This window comes from Falsiroseomonas sp. CW058 (assembly GCF_050563535.1).
Taxonomy (GTDB): Bacteria; Pseudomonadota; Alphaproteobacteria; order Acetobacterales; family Acetobacteraceae; genus Falsiroseomonas.
In genome coordinates, this window is the sequence record NZ_JBNXUO010000040.1 from 1 (window position 1) to 12733 (window position 12733).

Annotated in this window: 11 protein-coding genes; 3 read left to right on the forward strand and 8 right to left on the reverse strand. The window is 76.1% G+C overall.

Annotated elements, in window-relative coordinates:
* Positions 1-130 precede the first annotated feature (130 nt).
* The 4 genes from ACK8OX_RS22340 to ACK8OX_RS22355 all read right to left on the reverse strand — a co-directional run bounded on the left by ACK8OX_RS22340 (position 131) and on the right by ACK8OX_RS22355 (position 4388).
* A complete protein-coding gene (locus tag ACK8OX_RS22340) occupies positions 131-505 on the reverse strand; it encodes a DsrE family protein (protein ID WP_430666473.1) in 375 nt (124 codons plus the stop codon).
* Positions 502-1335: a HesA/MoeB/ThiF family protein gene (locus ACK8OX_RS22345; RefSeq protein ID WP_430666474.1), complete on the reverse strand. Its 834-nt coding sequence runs from the start codon at positions 1333-1335 to the stop codon at positions 502-504. The genes ACK8OX_RS22340 and ACK8OX_RS22345 overlap by 4 nt, the downstream gene beginning before the upstream one ends.
* 29 nt (positions 1336-1364) lie before the next feature.
* Complete coding sequence (locus ACK8OX_RS22350; RefSeq protein ID WP_430666475.1) at positions 1365-3650, reverse strand: heavy metal translocating P-type ATPase; 2286 nt, start codon at positions 3648-3650, stop codon at positions 1365-1367.
* 300 nt (positions 3651-3950) lie between these two features.
* Complete coding sequence (locus ACK8OX_RS22355; protein WP_430666476.1) at positions 3951-4388, reverse strand: DoxX family protein; 438 nt, start codon at positions 4386-4388, stop codon at positions 3951-3953.
* Positions 4389-4518: 130 nt separating this feature from the next.
* Between ACK8OX_RS22355 and ACK8OX_RS22360 the strand changes: the two genes are divergently transcribed.
* Both ACK8OX_RS22360 and ACK8OX_RS22365 read left to right on the forward strand, forming a co-directional pair.
* The gene (locus ACK8OX_RS22360) at positions 4519-5451 is read left to right on the forward strand and encodes a LysR family transcriptional regulator (protein WP_430666477.1); all 933 of its coding nucleotides are present in this window, start codon (positions 4519-4521) and stop codon (positions 5449-5451) included.
* Complete coding sequence (locus ACK8OX_RS22365; RefSeq protein ID WP_430666478.1) at positions 5448-7049, forward strand: GMC family oxidoreductase; 1602 nt, start codon at positions 5448-5450, stop codon at positions 7047-7049. Before ACK8OX_RS22360 ends, ACK8OX_RS22365 begins: the two co-directional genes overlap by 4 nt.
* Positions 7050-7184: 135 nt before the next feature.
* Here the strand turns inward: ACK8OX_RS22365 and ACK8OX_RS22370 are convergent, their stop codons facing one another.
* A complete protein-coding gene (locus ACK8OX_RS22370) occupies positions 7185-7922 on the reverse strand; it encodes an EAL domain-containing protein (protein ID WP_430666479.1) in 738 nt (245 codons plus the stop codon).
* Positions 7923-8077: 155 nt separating this feature from the next.
* On the opposite strand from ACK8OX_RS22370, the gene ACK8OX_RS22375 reads away from it, so the two are divergent.
* The gene (locus ACK8OX_RS22375) at positions 8078-9271 is read left to right on the forward strand and encodes an MFS transporter (protein WP_430666480.1); all 1194 of its coding nucleotides are present in this window, start codon (positions 8078-8080) and stop codon (positions 9269-9271) included.
* Positions 9272-9503: 232 nt separating this feature from the next.
* On the opposite strand, the gene ACK8OX_RS22380 is transcribed toward ACK8OX_RS22375, so the two are convergent.
* The 3 genes from ACK8OX_RS22380 to ACK8OX_RS22390 all read right to left on the reverse strand — a co-directional run bounded on the left by ACK8OX_RS22380 (position 9504) and on the right by ACK8OX_RS22390 (position 12653).
* Positions 9504-10583: an endo-1,4-beta-xylanase gene (locus ACK8OX_RS22380; protein ID WP_430666481.1), complete on the reverse strand. Its 1080-nt coding sequence runs from the start codon at positions 10581-10583 to the stop codon at positions 9504-9506.
* 67 nt (positions 10584-10650) lie between these two features.
* A complete protein-coding gene (locus ACK8OX_RS22385; protein WP_430666482.1) occupies positions 10651-11793 on the reverse strand; it encodes an endo-1,4-beta-xylanase in 1143 nt (380 codons plus the stop codon).
* Positions 11790-12653, reverse strand: coding sequence for a ferritin-like domain-containing protein (locus ACK8OX_RS22390; protein ID WP_430666483.1), 864 nt, complete (start codon positions 12651-12653; stop codon positions 11790-11792). Before ACK8OX_RS22390 ends, ACK8OX_RS22385 begins: the two co-directional genes overlap by 4 nt.
* Positions 12654-12733: the final 80 nt, after the last annotated feature.

Below are 12733 nucleotides of genomic sequence, written 5' to 3' on the forward strand. Positions count from 1 at the left end.
GGGCGCCACGGCGGATTGCGACAGCGCCGCGCCGCCGCCGAGGATGCCCAGCAGCAGGGTCGGCACGACGAGGCGAAGGGGGCGCATCCCCGATCCCTCCGACATTCCCCCATGCCCGGTCAAGCGGCCCCTACAGCGCAACGACCTGCCCCGCCCCGGCCGCGGCCAGGAAGGTGACCACGCCGGCCACCTCCACCCCTTCCGCCAGTGCCGCGGCCTCCATCCCCTCGGCCCGCAGCCCCGCCTCGCAGGCGATGCGGCGGATGCCGAGATCGGCGGCCGCGGCCAGCAGCGTGCCGATGCCCGCCACGCCGCGCGCGGCCAGCAGCGCCTCCCGCGGGTCGGCTTCCAGCGGGCGGGCAGCGTCGAACAGTCGGCAGCCGGCATTGGTGGCGAAGACCACGACGTCGCGCCCCACCGCCGCCGCGCCGGTGGCCAGCACCAGCGCGTAATGGGCGCGCTCATGCCCGCCCGACAGCAGCAGGACGCCGAGCGGCGCGCTCACACCGCGCAGGCCGCGGGCGCGGCCTCCCCATGCGCCGACAGGTCGCGGATCACCGCCGCGTCGCCGCACAGCGCGCAGGCCGGGTCGCGTTTCAGGCGCACCGTGCGGAAGCGCGCATCCAGCGCGTCCCACAGCAGCAGCCGCCCCGACAGCCCCTCCCCGATGCCGAGGATCAGCTTCAGCACCTCGGTCGCCTGCAGGGTGCCCATCACCCCCGTCACCGCGCCCAGCACGCCGGCTTCCGAACAGGTCGGCACCAGGCCTTCTGGCGGCGGTTCCGGGTGCAGGCAGCGGTGGCAGGGATGCGGCGCGCCCTCATGCCCGCGGAAGACGGAAAGCTGCCCCTCGAATCGCAGCACCGCGGCGGAGACGAGCGGGCGGCCGAGCAGGTGGCAGGCATCGCCCAGCAGGAAGCGGGTGGCGAAGTTGTCGGTGCCGTCGCAGACCAGGTCGTAGCGCGGGATCAGCTCGCGTGCCGCCGCGGCATCGATGCGGCGCGGGTGGATCTCGACGCGGACCTCCGGGTTCAGCGCGGCCAGCGTCTCCGCCGCGCTCTCGGCCTTGTTGCGGCCGATGCGGGCGGTGACATGCGCCACCTGGCGCTGCAGGTTCGACAGTTCCAGCCGGTCATGGTCCACCAGCCCGATCGTGCCGACACCCGCCGCCGCCAGGTAGAGCGCGAGCGGCGAGCCGAGCCCGCCGGCGCCGACGACCAGCACCCGCGCCGCCCGCAGCCGCGCCTGGCCGGTGGCGCCCACCTCCTCCAGCAGGATGTGGCGGGAATAGCGGCGCAGCTCGGCATCGGTGAAGTCGAGGTCCATGGCCGGCATATGGGCGCGGCGGAAGGCCCGCGGCAAGGTCAGGCGGCCGGCGCCTCGCCCGCAATGCCGGCCAGCATCTCCTCCTCCACCGTCAGGTGGAGGCGCAGCAGCGCCTCCAGCGAGAACAGTGCGCGGCGCAGCTCCGGCGCCACCTCCCGCCAGTCATCCCCCGCGGCGGCCAGGCGCAGCAGCAGGCCGATGCGCTCCGCCAGCGCCTCCATCTCGGCATGCATGCGGATCAGCGGCGCCACCGGGTCGAGCCCGCCGAGCCGGCGCGCGGCCTCGGGGTACAGCGCGCGCTCCTCCTCCCGCTGGTGGGGCAGCAGCTCGTCGCGCAGGCGCCGCTCCACACCGGCCAGGGCCGGCAGGGCGGCGGGGGTGGGGCCGATCGCCTCCGCCCCCTCCCGCAGGGCCTCGGCCAGGTGGCGCAGGCCGGCATGTTCGGCGTTGCGTTCGGCGAAGCCGGCCTCGGGGGACAGGCCGGCGGGCGCCGCCTCCTCCGCGCCCGGGCGCAGCGCGGTGAGCGCATAGAGGATGGCGAAGACGTCGATCCCCTCCTGCACCAGCGCGCCGGCCAGCGGCGTCAGCAGGCCCGCGGCGGCGAAGCCCATGGCGATGCCGGACATCCCCATCCCCAGCACGATGGCCCGCAGCGCCACCCGGCGCGACCGCCGCGCGATGGCCAGCGCCTCCGGCACGCGGTCCACGCGGTCCACCAGCAGCACCACGTCGCCCGCCTCGGCCGCCGCGGCGGTGCCGGCGGCGCCCATGGCGATGCCGACATCGGCCGCTGCCAGGGCCGGCGCGTCGTTCACGCCGTCGCCCACCATGGCGGTGGGCGCGGCGGCGGATTCGGCGCGCAGGGCCGTGATCTTGTCGGTGGGCGACTGTTCCGCCAGCACGGCGTCGAGCCGCAGCGCGCGGCCGATCGGCGCGGCGGCCGCCGCGCGGTCGCCGGTGACCAGCACGATGCGCCGGACGCCGAGCGCGCGCAGCCGCCGCACCGCGCGCGGCGCCTCCCTCCGCACGCCGTCGGCCATGACGAAGGCGGCCACCGCGCGCCCGTCCATCGCCAGCCAGGCGACCGAGCCCGCCGCCGCCGCGACCGATGCCGCGACGCCGAAGCCGTCCTCGATGCGGATGCCGGCCCCGTGCAGGAAGCCCTCGGCGCCCAGCATCAGCGCATGGCCCGACACCGTCCCGGTGACGCCGCCACCCGCGACCTCGGCGACCGAATCCGGCACCGGCAGGTCGAGCCCCCGCGCCGCCGCCGCCGCGACCAGCGCGGCGGAGACCGGGTGGGTGGAGCCCTGCGCGATGGCGGCGGCCAGCCGCAGCGCGCCGTCGCGGCCAAGCGCGGGGTCCGCATCGGTGGCGGCAAGCCGCGGGCGGCCGGGGGTCAGCGTGCCGGTCTTGTCGAACAGCACGGTGCGCACGCGGGCCAGCCGTTCCAGCGCGCCGCCGCCCTTCACCACGATGCCGCGCCGCGCCGCCCGGCCGATGCCGGCGACCAGCGCGACCGGCGCGGCGAGGATCAGCGGGCAGGGGGTCGCGACCACCAGCACCGCCAGCGCGCGCAGCGGGTCGCCGGTGGCGATCCAGGCCCCGGCCGAGAGCACGGCGGTGAAGGCCACGAACCCCACCGCCCAGCGATCCGCGAGCCGGGCGAGCGGCGCGCGCGCCGCGGCGGCTTCCTGCGTCAGCCGCAGGATGGCGGCATAGGTGCTGGCCTCGGCGTCGCGGTCGGCGCGCAGGCGGAAGGCGGGGCCGGCATTGACGCCGCCGCTGCGCAGCGCGGCGCCGCGCGCGAAGGTGGCGGGCAGCGATTCCCCCGTCAGGGCGCTTTCGTCGAGGGTGGCGGCCTCCTCCTCCAGCCGGCCGTCGGCGGGCACCGTCTCGCCCGGGCGGACCAGGAGCAGGTCGCCGGGACGGATCGCGGCGACATCGATCTCCTCGACCGATTGCCCCTCGATCCGGGCGGCGCGGCGCGGGGCGCGGGCCATCAGGTCCGTCAGGGCGCCGGTGGCGCGGCCCTCGGCCCAGGCTTCCAGGGCCTCGCCGCCCGCCACCATCAGGCCGATCACCGCCGCCGCCGCCGCCTCCCCCAGCGCGACGGCGCCGAGGATGGCGGCCAGCGCCACCGCATCCACGCCGATCCGCCCGCCCAGCAGCGACCGCAGGAGGCCGAGCGCGACATGCGCCGCCACCGGCAGCCCCGCCGCCGACCACGCCCAGCCCGCCGCCGCCGGATGGCCGAGCAGGTGCAGCGCCCCGCCCGCGACGAGACCCAGCAGCACCCAGGCGAGCAGCAGGTAGCGGCGCACGGTTCCGGACATCCCCTTCGGCGGCAGGCCCGGCCAGCCTGCCCCGGCATGAGGCGCCGCGCGTTGACGCGCCTCAAGCCCGGAACGCGGAAAGGGGGGAGGAGGCCCGCGCCCCCTCCCCCCCTCTCACGGGATGCAGTCTCATACTGACCGGCGTGAATGCTGACACATTCACGCCCCTCAGACGCCGGGCGGGCCGCATCCGCGGCCCCCGGCTTCGCCGCGGATGCGGCGGCCGCCATCCGGCGGCTCGGCGGGCTTCGCCCGCCGCCATCGGATCACCTTCAACGCCGGCCGCTATCAGGCCCGCGCGGCCGTCGCGCCGCGGCCGGCCAGGCGGGCCAGGTCGAGCGCATGGGCGCCCGCGCCGAGGCCCGCCTGCACCAGCAGCAGCAGCGTCCACATCGCCGGGAATTCCCAGCCGCCGCCGCGGGCGCTGAAGATCCAGCCATTCGGCAGGTGCTGGATCGTCGCGCCGATCATGATCGGCAGCGCCAGCAGGCTGACCGCGCGCACCCAGACGCCGCCGATCAGCGCGAGGCCGGCCGCGATCTCGGCGATGGCGACGACCGCGCCGAAGACCGGCGGGTAGCCGAGCGATCCGAAGAAACCCATCGTGCCGGCCAGCCCGAAGGTCATCACCTTCAGCAGCAGCCCATGCGCGAGGAAGGCCGCGCCGAGCGTCACGCGCAGCAGCAGCGCCGCATAGGGGGCGGTGGTCCGCTCGTCGAGCGTCATGGTCGTTCTCCTGTCCGTGCGGACGCGGCCGCCGCGTCCCGTCGCCCCCTTGTGGCGCCGATCGCCCCGGGCCTTCCAACGCGGGGACGGAACGGCCATCATCACCGCCGCGAATGACGGGCGCCCGGCCATGGCGGACATCCAGAACCTCGACCTCAACCTGCTGCGCGTCTTCGACGCGGTGGCGCGGGAGAGGCACGTCACGCGCGCGGCGGAGCGGCTGAACCTGTCCCAGCCGGCCGTGTCGAACGCCCTGGCGCGGCTGCGCGCGGCGCTCGGCGACGAGCTGTTCCTGCGCCGCCCGGGCGGGGTGGAGCCGACCGCGCTCGCCGCCTCGCTCGCCGGGCCGGTGGCGGAGATGCTGGACCGGCTGCGCCAGACGCTGGCGGTGCACGCGCCCTTCGACCCCGCGACGACCGACCGCGTCTTCACCCTCGCCCTCAGCGAATACGCCGAGAGCGTGCTGGCGCCCCCGCTGTTCGAGGTGGTGGCGCGGGAGGCGCCGCGCGCCCTGCTCGCCATCCGCCACGCCGACCGCACCAATGCGCTGGACCTGCTGGATGCGTCGCAGGCGGAGCTCGCGGTCGCGGTGCTGCCGGAGCCGCCGGCGCTCTACACCCGCGTGCGGCTGCTGCCGGAGGGGTTCCTGACGGTGATGCGCCGCGGCCATCCGCTGGCCGAGGGCCCGATGGTGCTGGAACGCTTTGCCGCCTTCCCGCACCTGCTGCATTCGGCCAACGGCTCGCGCGATGGCGCGCTGGACGGGCCGATGGCGGAGGCCGGGCACCCGCGCCGGCTCGGCGGCGTCGTCGCGCATCTGGGGGCGGTGCCGGACATCCTGGCGCGCACCGACATGGTGATGACGCTGTCGGCGCGGCTGGCGCAGCGCCTGGCGGAGACGGCGGAACTGGCGCTGCGCCCCTGCCCGGTGGAGATCCGGCACACGCGCCTGTCGCTGGTCTTCCACCGCCGCTTCGAGGGCGATGCCGGCCATGCCTGGCTGCGGCGCACGCTGCTCGCCGTCTCGCGCGGGGTGGGGCCGGTGCCGGGGGCGGCGGCATGAGCGGGCCGTCCTTCGACTACGTGGTGGTGGGCGCGGGCAGCGCGGGGTGCCTGCTGGCGGACCGGCTGTCCGCCGCCGGTGCCTCCGTCGCCGTCATCGAGGCCGGGGGGCGGGACCGCCATCCCTGGATCCACGTCCCCGCGGGCTATGCGCGGATCCTGACGCATCCGGCGCTGACCTGGGGCTACCGCACGGCGCCGGATGCCGCGACGGGGGGCCGCGCGCTCGACTACCCGCGCGGGCGGGTGCTGGGGGGGTCGTCCTCGATCAACGGGCTCGGCCATGTCTGGGGCGACCCGTCGGACTACGACCTCTGGGCGCAGAAGGGCTGCGCGGGCTGGTCCTGGTCCGACCTCGCGCCGCATTTCGCCGCTTACGAACGGGCGGAGGAGGCGGGGCCGCATCGCGGGCGCGACGGCGCGCTGCATGTGGAACATCTCGCGGAGCTGCCGCCGCTGGTCGCGCGGATGCGCGACGCGGCGGCGGCGATCGGCCTGCCGACGCCGCGCGACATGAACGGCCCCGTGCGGGAGGGATTCTCAACCTTCCAGCAGACGCGCCGCGGCCGCGCGCGCCATTCGGCGGCGCGCGCCTTCCTCGCCCCCGCCCTCGCCCGCGGCGTCGCGCTGTTCGACCGCGCGCTGGCGCTGCGCGTCGTGCTGCGGGACGGGCGTGCGGCGGGCGTCGCGATCCGCCGCGGCGGGGCGGAGCAGGTGGTGGCGGCACGGCGGGAGGTGATCCTCTCGGCCGGCGCCATCGGCAGCCCGCAGCTGCTGATGCTGTCCGGCCTCGGCCCCGCCGAGGGGCTGCGCGCGCAGGGCATCGGGGTGGCGCGCGACATCCCCGGCGTGGGGGCCAACCTGCAGGACCACTACATCGCGCGGCTGACCTTCCGCCTCGCCTCCCATGCCTGGTCGGCCAACCGCCGCATCGCCTGGCCGCGCCTCGCCCTCGAGGTCGCGCGCTGGGTCGCGCGGGGCGACGGGGTGCTGACCTGGTCGCCCGGGATGGTCGGCGTCTTCGCCCGCACCCTGCCGGGGCTGGACGCGCCGGACATCCAGCTCAACGGCGGCCCCCTGTCCTGGGCGGAAGGCCGCATCGGCGTGCCGGAGGCCGAGCCGGGCCTGACGCTCGGCGTATGGCAGACGCGGCCGCTGTCGCGCGGGAGCGTGACGCTCGCCTCGCCGCGGGCCGGGGACGCGCCGGTGATCGCGCCGCGCTTCCTGACCGCGCCGGAGGACCGCGCCGCGGTCGCGCGCGGCATCCGCCTGGCGCGGTGCTGGATGGCGGCGGAGCCGCTGCGCGGCATCGTGGTGGGGGAGGTGCGGCCGGGCCCGGCGGTGCAGAGCGACGAGGCGCTGGCCGATTTCGCGGCCGCGACCGGCGGCACGGTGTACCACCCCTGCGGCACGGTGCGTATGGGCGGGGAGGGTTCGGGCGCGCCGCTCGACCCGCGGCTGCGGCTGCGCGGGGTGGCGGGGCTGCGGGTGGTGGATGCCTCGGTCTTCCCCGACATCCCGGTCTGCAACATCAACGCGACCGTGCTGGCGGTGGCGCACCGGGCGGCCGGGCTGGTGCTGGAGGACGCGGCGCGCTGATACGACCGGGGTATGCCCGCCCTCAGGCGCCGGGCGGCCGCATCCGCGGCCTTGGCTGCGCGGCACCGGCCGCGGCGGCCATTCGGCCGCTCGGACGGCTCCGCCGTCCGCTTTGCCCGCCATCCGGCGCCGCCGCTACAGCGGCGGGACCACCGGCGCGGGGAGGATGCCGATGGCGGGGCGGGCGAACAGGAAGCCCTGCATGGCGCGCACGCCCAACTCGCGCAGGGCGCGGCATTCGCCCACCGTCTCGATCCCCTCCACCACCGGCACCAGGCCGAAGGCGGCAAGCTGCGCCAGGGTCTGGCGGACATGCTCCCGCCGGCCAGGGTCGAGGTCGAGGCCCATCACCACCTCCCGCGCGATCTTGGCGCCGTCGGGCCGCCAGACCAGCAGCAGCGGCATGCGCGCATGGCCCGTGCCGACATCGTCGAGCGCGATCCGCAGCCCCCGCCGCTGCAGCGGCACCAGATGCGCGGCCAGCGCCTGCGGATCCTCCACCGCCTCCATCTCGCTGATCTCGAAGACCAGGCGGTCGCGCGGGAAGCCGATCGCCTCGGCATGGGCGACGGTGCGTTCCAGCCCATGCTCGGGGTCGTCGGCGCTGTTGGGGAAGAAGTTCAGCGTCAGCGACGCCTCGGTCGCGGGCAGGCCGAGGCGCTGCGCCTCCGTCACCGCCGCGCGGCGGATCGCGGCATCGACGCGGTAGCGGTCGCCCGGGGCGACGGCGTCCAGCACCTTCCCCGCGCCTTCCCCGGCCGGGCCGCGCACCAGCGCCTCCTGCGCGATGGTGATGCCGGTGTCCACATCGACGATCGGCTGGAAGGCGATGCGGAAGGCGGGAAGCGGCGTCGGCGCGCGCGGGATGGCCATGGCGGGCGGCATCCTAGCGCCTGATCCGGGGCAGCGGAATCGTCCCGGCCCCGAATCCGTGGCGCGGAGGAGGATGGGGCCGCCCCGCCACGCCATGCTGCGATGCGGCAGGCGCCGTTGCGCCACGCCGGGTGAAGCCGCAAGGTCGCGCCCGCATGGCCCGCCCCCCCGACGCCACCACAAGGCTGATCCTCGTCCTCGGGCTCGGCTGCCTCGCCTCCACCCTGGCGACGCGCGCGCTCGACCCGCTGGTGGGCGTGCTGGCGCTGGAATTCGGCACCACGGCGGCGACGGTCGCGCTGCTCGGCACCGCCTTCGCGCTGCCCTATGCGCTGGTGCAGCCGGTGCTCGGCCCGGTGGGCGACGCGGTGGGGAAGCAGCGCGTCATCCGGGTCTGCCTGCTGGTGCTGGCGGCGGCGCTGCTGGCTTCCGCCCTGGTGCCGGGCCTGGCCGGGCTGGCGGGGCTGCGGATGCTGGCCGGCGCGGCGGCGGGCGGCATCTTCCCGCTCTGCATCGCCATCATCGGCGACCGCGTGCCGATGGAGCGGCGGCAGGTGGCGCTGTCGCGCCTGCTGGTCGCGGGGCTGACGGGATCGGCCGGCGGCGGCGCCATGGCGGCGCTGCTGGAACCCTTCATCGGCTGGCGCGGGGTCGTGCTGATCTGCGCCGCGGCATCGGTGGCCGGCTTCCTGGTGCTGCGCGGCGCCGAGGCCGCGCCCCATGCCGCGCCGGGCCGCCGGCTCGACATGGCGGAGGCGCTGACGCGCTACCGGCACCTGCTGGCGCTGCGGCAGGCGCGGCGGCTGTACCTGGCGGTCTTCGTCGAAGGCACGCTGGTCTTCGGCGTCTTCCCCTTCCTGGCGCCGATCCTGGCCGCGCGCAGCATCGGCGGCCCGGCCGAGGCGGGGCTTGCCATCGCGGGCTTCGCCGCGGGCGGCTTCGGCTTCGCGGCGCTGGCGCCGATGCTGCTCGGCCGACTCGGCCAGGCGCGGATGGTGGTGCTGGGCGGGGTGCTGGCCGCCTGCGGGCTGGGCGGGCTGGCGCTGGCGCCGGCGGCCTGGCTGGTGGTGGCCTGCTGCCTCACGCTCGGGCTCGGCTTCTACATGGTGCATTCCTCGATCCAGACGCGGGTGACGGAGGTGGCGCCGATGGCGCGCGGCAGCGCGGTGGCGCTGCATGCCTTCTGCTTCTTCCTCGGCCAGTCGCTCGGCCCGGTGGCGATGGGGCTCGCGCGGGCGGGGGTCGGGCAGGAATGGGCGCTGGCGCTGGCGGCGGCGGGGATGCTGGCGCTGGCCGCCTGGCTCGGACCGCAGCGCGCGGGCCGGTCGGGCATGCCGGCCGGTCGTTAAGGAAGCGTGAGGTTCGCGATTCGCCCCGGGATGGGAACGCAGAGTGAATCCCGCACCGATCCCGCGAGGCGGAAGCCTTGCCCCTTCGCGAGTCGCCCCGATTCGCCGCCTCGTCGGGCCGGGGTGGGACATCCGTTCCCCCCACACAAGACCTTGGGGTGCCCGTCCGATTCGGCCACCAGCGCGTTCCGCCCGGTCCCGCCCGAGTCGCGCCGCGCCGTCCGGGCCGGGGCTACCGCCCCTCGAAGGCGCGGGCGAGGGCGTGCCACATGGGCTTGCGGCGGCCGGCGCCGTCCAGCGGCAGGGCGCGGACCTCCGCCCCGTCCGGCCGCCGCGCGGGCGGCCAGAGGTTCAGCCAGGACCAGGGATCCGCCAGCCCCCAGGTCAGCACCGTGCGGCAGCCCTCGGCCAGCGCGGTGGAGACCACGGCATGGGCGCGGGCGGCCACCGCCGCATCGCGCGCCGGGATGTCCTCCTCCCGCAGGGGCGCCCCCGCCGGCTCGATGACGTCGAGCTCGGTCAGCAACACGTCGAGCCCCATGGCGCGCAACTGCCGCAGGAAGGCCGCGAAGGGCGACGGCGCGAAGGGCTGGTCCAGCGGCATATGCGCCTGGATGCCCACCGCCTGCACCGGCGCGCCGCGGCCCAGCATCCCGCGCAGCACCCGCAGCAGCCGCGCCCGCTTCTCATCCGCCCGCGGCCAGGATGCCTCGAGCCCGTAGTCGTTCAGTACCAGCCGCGCCGCGGGGTCGGCCGCGCGGGCGGTGCGGAAGGCGAGGTCGAGATAGCCCTCGCCCATCGCGCGCGCCCAGATCGAATCCCGCAGGTCCTGGTGCGGCAGCACGTCCGGGTCCGCGATCGGCTCGTTCACCACGTCCCAGTCGGCGATGCGCCCGCGCGTCAGCGCCAGCACGCCGGCGACATGCGCTTCGAGGATGCCGCGCAGCCGCGGCGCCGGGGCCTGCCAGACCCAGGCCGGAAGCGCGGTGTGCCAGACCAGCGTGTGGCCCCGCACCGCCTGGGCGTTGCGGTCGGCGAAGCGCAGGATCGGCTCCAGCTCCTCCAGCGTGAAGCGGCCTTCGCGCGGCTGGAGGCTGTCCCACTTCGCCTCGCCCTCCGGCACCAGCAGCGCGGCTTCCCGCGCGATGGGGGCGGCATAGGCGGCCTCGCCCAGCAGGCGGGCATGGATGGCGGTGCCGAAGCCGATGCCGCGGCGGGCCGCGATCTCCCGCAGGGGCGGCAGCTCCTGCGCGGCAGCGCGTCGCGCGGCGAGCAGTGATGCGCCGAGCACGGCGCGGCGACGGATCGGCATGGCGGCGGTCTCCACGCCACCGCAATGGCGCCTGCGCCGGGAGGTTCCGCCACCGTGCGGCGGATGGTCAGCCCGGCGGCTGGCCGAGGAAGGCGCGCGCCATGGCGCGCCACATCTGCTTGCGGTTCAACTCCCAGTCATAGGGCAGGCCGCGATGCACGTCGCCCGGCGCCAGCGCCACCGCCTGGTCGCGGTGCAGCCAGGACCAGCGGTCGCTGATGCCCCAGGTCAGCACGGTGCGCGCGCCGCCTTCGAAGGCGGAGGAGAGGAAGGCGTGGACCCGCGCAGCCACCGCGCCGTCCCGCGCGACGAAGTCGCCCTGCGGCGGGCGCGTCTCCCGCACATCCAGCTCGGTCACCAGCACGGCGAGGTCGAGTGCGCGGATCTGGCGGACGAATTCGCGGAAGACATCCGGACGGAAGGGCTCGCGCAGCTGCAGGTGACCCTGGATGCCGACGGCGTCGATCGGCACGTTGCGGCCGCGCAGGCCGCGCAGCAGCCGCAGCAGCCGCCGCCGCTTCTCCTCCGCCCAGGGGGTGTCGGCCTCCACGCCATAGTCGTTCAGCGTCAGCCGCAGCGTCGCGTCCCTCTCCCGCGCTGCCCCGAAGGCGATGGCCACGTAGTCGGGGCCGAGCGCGCGCAGCCAGGGCGTCGCCCGCAGGTCGCCGGCATTGCCTGCCGGTTCCGGCACGTCGGAGCCGGGCGGGTTCGCCACCGGTTCGTTCACCACGTCCCAGTCGCGGATGCGCTGGCGCGTGGCGGACAGCACGCGGTCCATATGCGCCTCCATCACGCCCCGCGCGCGGCGCGGCCCCTCGGCCAGCGCGGCGCGCGCCCAGTCGGGCAGGTCCTGGTGCCAGATCAGCGCATGGCCGCGCACCTGCTTGCGGAAATGCTGCGCCCAGGCGGTGACGGCATCGAGCGGCGCGAAGTCGAAGCGCCCCTCCTCCGGCTGGAGGGCGGCGAACTTGCCTTCGTATTCGGGCACGATCACCGCCGCCTCCTGCGCGACGAGCGCGGCGAAGTCCGGCTCCTCCGCGATCAGCCGGCCCGTCACCGCGCAGCCATAGGTCATCCCGCGCGACGCCGCGATCTCGGCCAGCGCGCGGTCGGGGGCGCTGGTGGGTGTGAAAAGCGACTGCGCCCGGGCGCAGCCGGGCGCGAGGGCGGCCAGCGGCAGCGCGAGCGCGCCGCGTCGGTGCAGCGTCAAGCGGCCGCCGCCCGGGGCGCGGCCGCATCCCCCGCGCCGGCCTTCGACAGGGCGGCGCGGTAGCGGTCCCGCCGCCAGGCGAGCAGCCGCCACGCCCCGCGCGCGGCGAGGCGCGACAGGCGGCCGCGCGGTTCCAGCCCGACCGACTTGAAGATCATGCCCATCCCGCGCTCGATGTGGTGGAAGCGGTAGTAGCCCATCGCGCGGCCCATATACTGCGCGATGCAGCGGTCATGCTCGTAGCGGGCGGCCTCGTCCTCGTTGCCGCAATGGAAGGCGAAGGCGAGCTCGTCGTCCTCGCTCTCCCCGATCCGGCCGGCGGCGACGCGGAGCCGCTGGGGGAAGGACAGCTTCTCCCGCGCGAGGTAGCGCTTCATGTGGTCGTAGAACAGCTTGAAGTGGCGGTATTCGTCGGCCGCGATCAGGCGGCAGACCTCCTTCAGCACCGGCTCGGCCGTCGCCTCGCCGAGGGCGGAGTAGTAGCTGCTGGTCCCCGTCTCCACCATGCAGCGGGCGATCAGTTCGCCGGTGCGGGAGCCGCGGATGGAGGCATCGGCCTTCACGTCGATCCTGTAGCCCGCGCGGTAGCGGGCGAAGGCCTGTTCGAAGTCCCAGCCCGGATCGGCGAGCATCGCCCAGCGGCCGAGCGCATCGCCGTGCTGCACCTCCTCCACCGCCCAGTGCCGGGCCGCAAGCTGGAAGTCCGGGTCGTCATGGAAGACGGAGGTCAGGTACAGCGCGTAGTCGTCGCCGTTGCGCTCCACCATGGCGGCGGCCTTGACCAGCGGGATGACGTCCCGGTCCAGCTTCGACGGATCGAAGCGGTCCCAGGCCACCTGATCGATGTGCCAGTGCTTCATGGTTCCCACCCGTCGCCGCGGCCCCTGCGGGGACATCCCCGCGCCGGCCGCCGTCGCGCCCCAAAGACGAAGCCGCCCGC

Excerpts from the sequence above, each read along its gene's own strand:
- ACK8OX_RS22390 (WP_430666483.1), bottom strand. The coding sequence starts at position 12,653 with ATGAAGCACTGGCACATCGATCAGGTGGCCTGGGACCGCTTCGATCCG.
- ACK8OX_RS22355 (WP_430666476.1), bottom strand. The coding sequence starts at position 4,388 with ATGACGCTCGACGAGCGGACCACCGCCCCCTATGCGGCGCTGCTGCTG.
- ACK8OX_RS22370 (WP_430666479.1), bottom strand. The coding sequence starts at position 7,922 with ATGGCCATCCCGCGCGCGCCGACGCCGCTTCCCGCCTTCCGCATCGCC.
- ACK8OX_RS22365 (WP_430666478.1), top strand. The coding sequence starts at position 5,448 with ATGAGCGGGCCGTCCTTCGACTACGTGGTGGTGGGCGCGGGCAGCGCG.
- ACK8OX_RS22345 (WP_430666474.1), bottom strand. The coding sequence starts at position 1,335 with ATGCCGGCCATGGACCTCGACTTCACCGATGCCGAGCTGCGCCGCTAT.
- ACK8OX_RS22375 (WP_430666480.1), top strand. The coding sequence starts at position 8,078 with ATGGCCCGCCCCCCCGACGCCACCACAAGGCTGATCCTCGTCCTCGGG.
- ACK8OX_RS22360 (WP_430666477.1), top strand. The coding sequence starts at position 4,519 with ATGGCGGACATCCAGAACCTCGACCTCAACCTGCTGCGCGTCTTCGAC.
- ACK8OX_RS22380 (WP_430666481.1), bottom strand. The coding sequence starts at position 10,583 with ATGCCGATCCGTCGCCGCGCCGTGCTCGGCGCATCACTGCTCGCCGCG.